General features: G+C 51.1%; 13 protein-coding genes. 11 read left to right on the top strand and 2 right to left on the bottom strand.

All coding sequences use genetic code 11. From position 1 onward, the window contains the following. The coding region (locus tag ABYT30_RS10535; RefSeq protein ID WP_373079676.1) for an SDR family oxidoreductase at positions 1-741 on the top strand (741 nt) is incomplete at its 5' end. Positions 742-758: 17 nt separating this feature from the next. On the opposite strand, the gene ABYT30_RS10530 is transcribed toward ABYT30_RS10535, so the two are convergent. Then, positions 759-974, bottom strand: a complete 216-nt coding sequence (locus ABYT30_RS10530; protein WP_373079675.1) for a TIGR02450 family Trp-rich protein — start codon at positions 972-974, stop codon at positions 759-761. 144 nt (positions 975-1,118) lie between these two features. Here ABYT30_RS10530 and ABYT30_RS10525 point away from each other — a divergent pair, with 144 nt between their 5' ends. After that, complete coding sequence (locus ABYT30_RS10525) at positions 1,119-2,006, top strand: AEC family transporter (RefSeq protein ID WP_373096360.1); 888 nt, start codon at positions 1,119-1,121, stop codon at positions 2,004-2,006. Between the two features lie 14 nt (positions 2,007-2,020). Here ABYT30_RS10525 and ABYT30_RS10520 read toward each other — a convergent pair whose 3' ends face one another. Continuing rightward, entirely contained in the window at positions 2,021-2,506 is a 486-nt protein-coding gene (locus tag ABYT30_RS10520) for a DUF3806 domain-containing protein (protein ID WP_373096358.1), read from the bottom strand. 201 nt (positions 2,507-2,707) lie between these two features. Here ABYT30_RS10520 and dapA point away from each other — a divergent pair, with 201 nt between their 5' ends. The 9 genes from dapA to ABYT30_RS10475 all read left to right on the top strand — a co-directional run. Next, positions 2,708-3,586, top strand: a complete 879-nt coding sequence (gene dapA, locus ABYT30_RS10515; RefSeq protein WP_373079669.1) for a 4-hydroxy-tetrahydrodipicolinate synthase — start codon at positions 2,708-2,710, stop codon at positions 3,584-3,586. Between the two features lie 12 nt (positions 3,587-3,598). After that, positions 3,599-4,633 carry an outer membrane protein assembly factor BamC gene (bamC, locus tag ABYT30_RS10510; protein ID WP_373096355.1) on the top strand — a complete coding sequence of 345 codons (1,035 nt, stop codon included), beginning with the start codon at positions 3,599-3,601 and terminating at the stop codon, positions 4,631-4,633. Beyond that, positions 4,633-5,391 (top strand): MBL fold metallo-hydrolase, encoded by a 759-nt coding sequence (locus ABYT30_RS10505; RefSeq protein WP_373079666.1) that lies wholly within the window; start codon positions 4,633-4,635, stop codon positions 5,389-5,391. The genes bamC and ABYT30_RS10505 overlap by 1 nt, the downstream gene beginning before the upstream one ends. Before the next feature lie 25 nt (positions 5,392-5,416). Continuing rightward, a complete protein-coding gene (gene purC / locus ABYT30_RS10500; RefSeq protein WP_373079664.1) occupies positions 5,417-6,136 on the top strand; it encodes a phosphoribosylaminoimidazolesuccinocarboxamide synthase in 720 nt (239 codons plus the stop codon). 85 nt (positions 6,137-6,221) lie between these two features. Next, positions 6,222-6,509: a hypothetical protein gene (locus tag ABYT30_RS10495; protein ID WP_373079662.1), complete on the top strand. Its 288-nt coding sequence runs from the start codon at positions 6,222-6,224 to the stop codon at positions 6,507-6,509. A 177-nt stretch (positions 6,510-6,686) separates the two neighbouring features. Further along, on the top strand, positions 6,687-8,759 hold the full coding sequence (locus tag ABYT30_RS10490; RefSeq protein ID WP_373079660.1) for a TonB-dependent receptor: 2,073 nt from the start codon (positions 6,687-6,689) through the stop codon (positions 8,757-8,759). A gap of 299 nt (positions 8,760-9,058) precedes the next feature. After that, the gene (locus tag ABYT30_RS10485) at positions 9,059-9,274 is read left to right on the top strand and encodes a hypothetical protein (protein WP_373079659.1); all 216 of its coding nucleotides are present in this window, start codon (positions 9,059-9,061) and stop codon (positions 9,272-9,274) included. 151 nt (positions 9,275-9,425) lie between these two features. Continuing rightward, positions 9,426-9,971, top strand: a complete 546-nt coding sequence (locus tag ABYT30_RS10480; RefSeq protein ID WP_373079657.1) for a lipocalin family protein — start codon at positions 9,426-9,428, stop codon at positions 9,969-9,971. 10 nt (positions 9,972-9,981) lie between these two features. Next, positions 9,982-10,404 (top strand): pseudouridine synthase (locus ABYT30_RS10475; RefSeq protein WP_373096353.1); only part of this gene is annotated, 423 nt, incomplete at its 3' end.

The raw sequence follows: 10,404 nt of genomic DNA, 5'->3' as shown, positions 1-10,404 counted from the left end.
GGTGGCGCCACCGGTATTGGTGCCGCCATAAAAACACAGCTTCGCACTTTGGGGCACCAGGTCATTGTGGTCGACCTGCAAGAGGGGGATGTTTGCGTCGACCTCTCAGATGCATCGGGGCGACAAAAGGCCATTGATGGGATTCGCGCGCTCGCTCCAGCAGGCTTAGACGGCTTTATACCCTGTGCTGGGCTAGGGCCATCGGTACGGCCCTTGTCATTAATCACTCGGGTGAATTATTTTGCTGCAGTTGCGGTTACGGAAGGGGTCTTAGATCTGTTAGTGCGGCGCAAGGGCAGTGTAGTGATGATCTCATCTAACTCCGCAGCAATGACGGCCCACGATGAGTACGTAAAGCTATTGCTGGCGGACGATGAGACCGCTGCTTGCGAGCTCATCGAGAGTAAAGATGCCCATACCGCCTACGCGGGTTCTAAGCATGCCCTGAGCTGTTGGTTGCGTCGCAATGCGCCAGACTATGCGCGTCAGGGTGTGCGTATCAATGCTGTCGCACCGGGGATTGTCAATACGCCCTTGAGTGATAAAGTGCTCGCCGATAAGGACTTAGGCCAAGTAATGAAGGATTTTGGTGACAGCGTTCCGCTGGGGGCAATTGGTCAGCCGGCGCAAATTGCTGAAGTGGTGTGCTTTTTACTCAGCGATAAAGCCAGTTTTATGTCGGGCTCCTTGGTATTTGTCGACGGTGGCCACGACGCCATGTTGCGGCCAGACCAATTTTAAACATCGAAATATGTGGCCTATTGCCAGCCACGGATCCATAGGTTGGCGTCGCGCAGCTCTCGCCACTGTAGCGTAAAGCTGCGCTTGCTCATCACCGCTTCGATCATGCAGTGGTACAGCGTTTGATATTCGTCGAATTCGACTTCGGTGATGATGAAATGCTTTTCTTTGTTTTTTGGGCTGACGGCAGTCCATTTGCTATTGAGCAGCTTTTTCGGATTAACAGCATTCATGGTGAGAACCTCGACAATTGTGACGTAATAGGGTTTACGTAGTAACGCACGGAATAGATGAGCGGTGTGCCTTGGAATTTGCGCACCACACACTGATAATGACGCTTGTTTAGCAAAGCAAATTGGCCCTTTAGCCGGAATCCCATGTCATTAATATCCCCGTTAATACCGGTTATTTTGCCGGTGATTCTCTGCGCTGCCATTGGCGTTTTTTGGGTGCGTTTTAAACAGCCCTTTGACCATGAGTTTGTGCGCCGCATTGTGCTGTGGATTGGCGCGCCAGCATTGATTGTCGGTACGCTCAGCAAGACGGCTATTTCCGCCGAGTTATTACAGCATGTTTTGCTTGCCAGCTTTTGCCTGCTGGGTTTTAGCGCGGTATTTGCCGCTGTGGCATGCTTGTTGTTGCGGCTAAACTTGCGTGACTTTTTGATCCCCCTGGTCTTTGGTAACTTCGGTAATATGGGCTTGCCCCTATGTTTGTTTGCCTTTGGTGAGGAAGGCTTGGCTATTGGACTGGGGATTTTTTTGGTCACTACCGTTTCGCATTTTTCCTTCGGTGTCGCCGTACTTAGCGGCAGGGCGATGATCAAAGGCATGGCTAGCTCACCCATTATTTACGCTGGTGCACTTGCTTGTATTCTGATTTTTAATCACTGGCAATTACCACTGGCGTTGCAAAACAGCTTGAGTTTGCTAGGCGGGATGTCGATTCCGCTGATGTTAATTACGCTTGGCGTGTCCTTGAGTAGCTTACAACTGAGGGGCGTGGGCAAGTCAGTGGGTTTGGGTTGCCTGCGCTTATTGGTTGGTTTGGGCGGCGGCGTGGCGACGGTATACGCGCTGGAGCTCGAGGGCATGATACGCAATGTGGTATTGCTGCAATCGGCAACGCCGGCAGCAGTGTTTAATTACTTGCTGGCCATGCAGTATCGGCGGGAACCGGATACCGTGGCGGGGATGGTGGTCAGCTCGACCATAATCAGCTTTATCACCATCCCGGTGCTGCTCTATTTTCTTGGCGTCCGATGAACGCATGGGAGTGGTTAACGGACGATGATTTTCTTTTTGGCCCGGATTATTTCACCTTCTAGGCGCTCGTAAATTGCCTTAACGTCAATCTCAGCACCAACGGCGGCGCGACTCGAAATTTGCGTTACCGGAAATATGGCCTCGTCCTTAAAGGGTACTTCCAGTGCGCGGCTGCGGCCGACGCGATCGGTAAAGATTACCCACTTCAAATTGTGCTCTTTTCGCAGATGATCGCCAAGGATAATTCCCATTCCCTGCAGCAAGGCGGTCTGATCGCCCTTGACGAGTTTGCGGTCGAGCAGGGTCTGTATCAGTCGCAGGTCGCTGTCGCGACCCTCGCCGAAGCTACGCCCTAGCTCGATACGGGCAAGATCGTTAAGCTCCTTGCGGCTATTGTCCATATAGCGCTCGTCCATGGGCGTAATGGGGTCAGTGCGCCAGGTATCGGCGATACTCAGTGGCGCCATAATTAACAGAATTACTATCGTTAAGAAACGCATTGTCTTTTCTCCTGTCTCATAATGGCAAAACGTGGTGCATTATAGGTCTTAACCTATCTAAGACATATGTAATTGACCTCGCTGGGGGTGATTCGTTTCCATATTCCGTCGCTAAGACCCGCTTTAGCTTGATTTGTCCCTTGAGCTGCGTGGCGCAGGCCAGTACCATTGGCGGCTTGCACCATTTTTGGAGATACAGGCATGATTTCGGGTAGCATTGTCGCCCTAGTAACACCGATGCACAGCGATGGCAGTATAGACTGGCAGGCCTTGGCGCGCTTAATTGACTGGCATGTAGAGCAGGGCACTGACGGTATTGTGGCTGTGGGCACCACTGGCGAGTCTGCGACACTGGCCATGGACGAGCACAAAATGGTGATCAAAGCCTGTGTCGACCAAGTTGCTGGGCGGATAAAAGTTATTGCTGGTACGGGCGCCAACTCAACGGCGGAGGCCATCGAGCTGACCGAGGTTGCCCGCGAAGTTGGTGCTGACGCCTGCTTATTAGTGACACCTTATTACAATAAGCCGACCCAAGAGGGTTTGTATCAGCACTATATGGCTATAGCCAATGCCGTGGCGATACCCCAGATTTTGTACAATGTACCGGGCCGTACTGGCTGCGATATGTTGAATTCGACAGTAGTCCGCCTTGCTGATCATCCCAATATCATTGGGATAAAAGATGCGACTGGCGATATGACGCGGGCGAAAGAGCTTATTGATGCGGTAGGTGACAAGATCGTTGTCATGTCTGGCGATGATGCTACGGCAGCAGAGCTAATGTTACTGGGCGGTAGAGGCAATATTTCAGTTACAGCCAATATTGCACCGGCAGCAGTAAAGGCGGTTTGTGTGGCGGCGATGGCGGGGGACAGAACGGCTACAGATGCAGCTGATTCATCGCTACGTATCTTGCACGAACGCTTATTTGTGGAATCAAACCCCATTCCGGTTAAATGGGCAATGCTTGCCATGGGATTAATGGAAGAGGGTATTCGTTTACCGCTGACACCTTTAAGTGAAGCAGCTAAACCTCAAGTGACCGATGCCCTGAAGCAAGCGGGATTATTAGACTAAATGAGCGAAAATATGCACAGCACCGTAATTCGAGTGATGACAGTGAGTCTGGGGCTGGTGGTTTTGTCTGGCTGTATGTTTGGGGACAGTGGCGCGTTTCGCGATCGCGGTGACGATTACCGCAAGGCTAAGCTGAGCGCGCCACTCGAACTGCCGCCTGGCATCAGCTCCGATGCGCTAGATGACAAGTATGTGGTCCCGGGCTTGCAAACCCACACGGTATTGCCTGGTAAGTTTGATTTACCACGTCCAGAACCTCTGGCGAAAAATGTGGGTACGGCTGAGGTTAAAATTCAAACCTTAGAGGGCAAGAGCTGGATATTGCTCGACGGTGATCCGAACCAAGTTTGGCCGCGGATGCGCGTGTTCTTGGGCCGTGCAGGATTGAAAGTGGCCCGCGCTGACGGCGCTACCTCGACAATAGAAACGGAGTGGCGCGACCCTAACGGCGACGGTAGTACTCGGGAACGTTTTCGCTTCCGTCTAGAGCAGGGCGTTCAGAAAGGCACCAGTGAAATTCATATGCTCACCCAGATTAACGGCGGCGATAGTTGGCCTGCTGTGTCCGACTCGCTTGAGCGTGAGTCACAGATGGTGCGGGTTGTTGCCCAGTATTTGGCTGATAGTGAAGCCGACGCCTCAGTTTCCATGTTGGCTCAGCGCAATGATGGCAAGGGCAAAATTTTCTTAGAAGGTACCGAAGACGGTGCTGACGGCCGCTATTTGCGTCTCCAGCTGCCAGAAGATCGGGCCTGGGCCGCACTGGGTTTGGCGCTGGTTAAAGCCGGTTTTGAAATTGAAGATGATCGTCGCGAAGTGAATAAATACTGGCTTACCTATCTCGATCCCGATGCAGAAGAAATGGGTTGGTTTTCGCGGATATTCAGTGCCCGTCGCCCAGGTTTGAGTCGCTATGTAGTGGAATTGCGCCCAGTTGGTGAGAGTAAGGCGGAGTCGCTTATTTTTCTGAATTACCAAAAAGGTCGTCGCCTGCGGGAAACCGAGCGCGAAAACCTGCTTAAGCGCATTATGGGGTATATGTATTAGTGCGTTTTGCATCTCTGGGTAGTGGCAGTAAAGGCAACGCTACCCTGCTTGAAACTGAGCAAAGTTGTATCCTAATCGACTGCGGTTTCAGTATTAAAGAAACCGAGCGGCGCATGGCCAGACTTGGCCGGGCGCCAAGTGATTTGACCGCGATTCTAGTTACTCACGAGCACAGCGACCACATCAAAGGGGTGTTGCCGTTGGCGCGGAAATACAAAGTGCCAGTGTATTGCAGCTACGGTACTGGGGAGCATGGCCAGTTGCGGCTCTCCCATCACTGGCGGCATTTGGAGTTAGGTACGGCAATCGACATTGGCGGTATCTCGGTAATGCCAGTGGCGGTTCCTCATGATGCCCGTGAACCCTGTCAATTTGTGTTCAGTTACCAAAAAAAAACGTTTGGGCTGCTTACGGATTTAGGTAGTATTACGCCGGTCGTTAGGGAGCACTATCGGCGCTGCGATGCCCTCTTACTTGAGTGTAATCACGACGTGACTATGCTCGCCAATGGGCCCTACCCTTATTCGCTAAAACAGCGGGTTGGCGGTGATTGGGGCCATTTGAATAATCAGCAGGCGGCAAGTTTGCTGGAAGACGCCGAGGTTGCCCGGCTTCAACACGTGGTCATTGCCCACCTGAGTGAAAAAAACAACACGCCCGCGCTGGCGAGAATGGCGATAGAACCGATGTTGGTGAACAGTGACGCGCTGCTGTCTGCCGACCAAGATGCTGGTTTCGACTGGCTGGATATAGCGTGATCTTTTTGTGCTAATGAGGCAAACCATGGAAAAACGCGAAGAGTTGTATTCCGGTAAGGCAAAGTCAGTTTATAAGACTGACGACCCAGACCGTTATATCCTCAATTTCAGAAATGACACCTCGGCCTTCGACGGTCTGCGGGTAGAGCAGCTGGATCGCAAAGGCATGGTGAACAATAAGTTCAATGCCTTCATTATGAACGCCTTGCAGGCTGCCGGTATTCCAACCCATTTTGAAAAGCTGTTGTCTGACAACGACGCACTCGTCAAGAAATTGGACATGCTGCCTATTGAATGCGTTGTGCGCAATATCGCTGCGGGTTCTATTGTAAAGCGTTTAGGCGTGGAAGAAGGTTTGGAGCTTAACCCGCCAACCTTTGAAATGTTCCTAAAAAATGACGCCCTGCATGACCCGATGATTAACGAATACCATATTCGCTCTTTTGGTTGGGCAAACGATGCCCAGCTTGATCGCATGAAAGAATTAACCTTTAAAGTTAACGACGTGCTCAAAAAGATGTTTGCCGACGCAGGTATGCTGCTGGTTGACTACAAGCTCGAATTCGGCGTGTTCAGCGATGGCGAAATCCACCTTGGTGACGAATTCTCGCCAGACGGCTGCCGCCTATGGGACAAAGACACACGCGAAAAACTCGACAAAGATCGCTTCCGCCAAGGCCTTGGCAATGTCGTGGAGTCTTATGAGTTGGTTGGTCGCCGTTTGGGAATCGATTTCGACGCCTAATTGCCCGTGGTCCGCTATTGCCGGATATCCTCAGGCTGCGTTAGCATAGCCACTCGCTAGTTAACGCAGCATCGCGCAGACATTCATGAACCTCAGCATTCAACATAAACGCCTATCACTGGCGGCGCTGTTATTATTGTGCCTCAGTTGGTCGCTATGGCTGCACGGTAATCACGTTCACGTCGCCGAGCATAGTCCGCTTAGCGAGTGTGTGGTTTGTCATTACAGCGGTGCTGCGGCCACTAACGAACCCTTTAGTCCCTATATCCCCGCGGTGCTGCCAAGCCGCCACGAGTCGGCACTAGCTAGCGTATTTCACGCTAGCCCAGTGCTGCGTCCGCCCGCTAGGGCACCTCCGGTATTTTTTGTCTAAATCGCATTTCGCGAAACATCGAATTATTTTTTAAACCTGCTGCGCGGCTAGATTGACGCGGTGTGCCTGTGTATCTAAGGCGGTTTCAATTTCGATGTTTCCTGTAGAGCTTATTTGTAGCGCTATTTTGCTTCGTGCAAACAGCGACTTAAGACATTAGATATTCAGGAATTCGCAATGAACTGGAAAACAACAATTGTTCTGGCTAGCGCCTGCGCCCAGCCTTTATACCTTGTGGCGGAAGAAAATCGACACATAGAACATGTTTTGGTGACGACCTCGATCCATAAAAATGAAGCGCAAACGGCTTTGCCACTTACGGTATTGGGTGGCGAAGAATTGCGTCGTCAGGCGGCTGCGACCATTGGCGAAACCTTAAACAACTCCCCGGGCTTGAGCAGTGCCAGCTTTGGGCCAGCTGTTGGCCAGCCGGTAATACGCGGACAGCAGGGACCGCGAGTTCAGGTTCTGCAAAATAGCTTGTCGAGCTTGGATGTGTCGGCTAATAGTGCCGATCACGCAGTGTCTGTTGAGCCAATTCTGGCGGACAGTATTGAAATTTTGCGAGGTCCCGCGACGCTACTTTACGGTGGTGGGGCGATCGGTGGGGTAATTAATGTCTTGGATGGTCGCGTGCCGAGCAAGGCAATTGATGGTGTTAGCGGCGCGGCAGAGCTACGCCACAGCAGTGTCGATGACGGTCGCAGTGGGGTGTTTCGGGTCGATGCTGGGGACGGTAACTGGGCGGTGCATATTGACTCGCTGTATCGCGACTGGGGCTACCCAGAGATTCCGGGCTTAGCGGTTAATCCGCGTAATATCGAGGACACCGACGAAAGCAGTGAGGGCTTTATTGCCAATGCCGACGGCCGCACCCGTCGCACGACTATAGGCAGCGCCTACCATTTTGAGGATGGCTACTTTGGGCTAAGTTATAGTGAGCTAGACAATGTCTACGGTATTCCCGCAGGTGTGCATCATCACCATGATGAGGAAAGCGGCGCGGGGGCCGGAATAGAAGAAGAGAGTGAAGAAGGTGTCAATCTAGCGGTAAGTCAAAAGCGCTGGGATCTTGCCGGTGATCAACATTTTGATGGCTTCTTGGAACTACTGCGCTGGCGGCTGGCGTATAGCGATTATCAGCACCAGGAAATAGAAGCCAACGGTGACGTTGGCACCACATTTAATAAAGAAGCGTGGACGGCACGGCTGGAATTGGCGCATCAGACCTTTAGCTATTGGGGTGGTGACTGGCATGGTGTGTTCGGTGCCCAGTTGTTAGAGGCAGATTTCTCGGCGCTCGGTGAGGAGTCCTTTGTGCCCGCAAACACCACTCGCCAGCTGGGCTTGTTTTGGCTAGAGGATTATCACCTTAAAAATTGGTCGCTTGAGGCGGGCCTGCGCGCGGATATAGATCGCCTTTCTACGAACCAAGCTAGTGTAAAAGACCACACTAGCGATAGCATGAGTGCTTCCCTTGCGGGCTTGTATGATCTTAATGAGAGCTGGACGGCGTCGTTATCGCTCTCTAGCTCGCGTCGGGCACCGACCGCTGAGGAGCGCTATTCAAATTTTGGCAATACCGCCGGCAGCTATGTTGTGCATGGCGCAACCGGCGCGATTGAGCTTGGTGATGAGCAGCTGGACAGTGAAGAGGCCCAGAATATTGACCTGAGCTTGCGCGCTGAGTTTGCTGCGCTCAGTGGCAAGATTGTTGCGTTTTCTAATCATTTTAATAATTTTATTTATTTAGAAAACACGGGCAATGAGATAGACGGTGTCGACGTCCTCGCGTACCGGCAACAAGATGCGATTTTTCAAGGGCTTGAGTATGAGCTTGACTGGTCGTTTTACACTAATGCTAATCAAGCTTATAGCGTGGGCCTATTTGGGGACCGAATAAAGGGCGAACTGGATAATGGCGATTATGCCCCGCGCTTGCCCCCTGGTCATGATGGTGTGCGCTTACGTTGGCAAGCGCAGGGTTGGCATGCCGATTTGAGTGCGGTATTCGCCCACGCACAAACTAAACCCGGTGCCAATGAATTGCCGACCGCGAGCTATAAACGCGTTGATATGACGGTGTCCCGGGTCTTTGAGTTTACGGACGTGCAATACACTTTAATGTTGAAGGGCCGTAATTTGGCGGACGAGGACATTCGCAGTTCAAGTTCGTTTATACGTGATTACGCGCCAGAATCCGGTCGCGGTATTGAGCTGGCATTGCAGATGCAATTCGGTAATGACTGAAAATTAGAAAAGTTCCCTCTGATGGCGCGGTTGGTATTAATGCGCAATGCAGGGGGATTTAGAGGATCTATGGAACATCCTCTCGTATCTACTGGTCATAAGCTCCGAAGGCAAACATTACTGTGCTGCCAAAAATGAGATCGCGTTTTTGTATTTCAGCTTAGCTTGTAGGGCCCAGTTATCTGCAGTGAAAAGTAGACTGAACAAAACTCGCTAACAGCGGTGTTTGACTCGGTATAAGTATGTTTTTCAGCACATAAACCCCTAAAAACTGAATCGACTCATGGAGAGTATTAAGCATGAAAGTATTATTAGAGAATTTGAAATCGACTCAGAGTAGTAAAATTTTAGTCGCATTTTTTATTGTTGCTAGCGCTGTTTTTGCGGTAAGTGGCTGCGAAAAAGGGCCCGCAGAAAAGGCCGGTGAGCGAATTGATCAAGGCGTAGAAAATGCCAAGGAAGCCTACCAAGAAGGCGTAGAGGAAGTGCAAGATGAGATGGACGACCATAGCTAAGCCTTGTTGATCTTTCGCATGTTGTTTTCGGTGCCCCGACGGGCATCGCATATGTCGGGCTGTGTTTGGGGTAGTGATAAGCCACGCACAGCCCGCTTTTTTTGTCTGTGGTATTCTATTTCCAATAAGTAAGTCTTGTTGGGAGTTAACAATGCCTAAGCTTTTAAGCCTAGCTTTGATGGTTTTATTGGTTTCTTGCACCAAGGTACCAAGTGGCGTGCAAGCGGTGTATGACTTTGATAAAACCAAGTTTCTTGGGCAATGGTATGAAATAGCCCGCTTGGATCATCGTTTTGAGGCGGGCTTGAGCCAAGTAACAGCAGAGTATAGCCTGCGTGACGACGGCGGCATTCGCGTCATTAATCGCGGCTACTCCGCTGCCGACGGAGAGTGGCGTGAGAAAGAAGGGCGCGCCTACTTTATTGACGATGAAACAACCGGTCATTTGAAAGTGTCTTTTTTCGGCCCATTTTACTCATCGTACGTGGTGTTTGACCTTGGTCTTGGCGACGACCCAGCGCGATATGAATATGCCGCTGTTACTGGTTACAATAAATCGTATTTATGGTTGCTCGCGAGAACCCCAGTAGTCAGCGATGAATTGATTAGTCGATTTGTTAATAAGGCACGGATCTTGGGCTTCGATACCGGTAGCTTACTCTATGTGAAGCATCCAAAACTCACGTCAAAGAATTGACGGCAGCCAGTTGATTTCGAATAAATCCCGGTTAGACCGCTTTATTAGTCGCCAGACGCATATCAAACGCAGTGATGTTCGCGCGCTTCTCGCACAGGGGCGAGTAACGGTTGACGGCGAAGTTGCCACTGATGTCGCCTTAGTTATTAACCAGTTCGCGGTTGTCGTAGTGGATGGTCGATGCTTACCGGCAAAAAAGCCGCGCTATATAATGCTGAACAAGCCAGCAGGGGTGGTTAGTGCGACTAAAGATGGGTGTCATACCACTGTAATTGATTTGCTCGAACGCGGCGATCGAGATCAATTACATATCCCCGGTCGTCTCGATTTTAATTCGACGGGGCTTATATTGTTGACCAATGATGGTCATTGGTCACGGCAACTGAGTTTGCCTGACCGGCAAATAGCAAAAGTGTATACGGTCACAGTGGCC

Source organism: Zhongshania sp., assembly GCF_041623545.1.
In the GTDB taxonomy this organism is placed as follows: Bacteria; Pseudomonadota; Gammaproteobacteria; order Pseudomonadales; family Spongiibacteraceae; genus Spongiibacter.
This window is presented reverse-complemented; position numbering and strand designations above follow the sequence as displayed.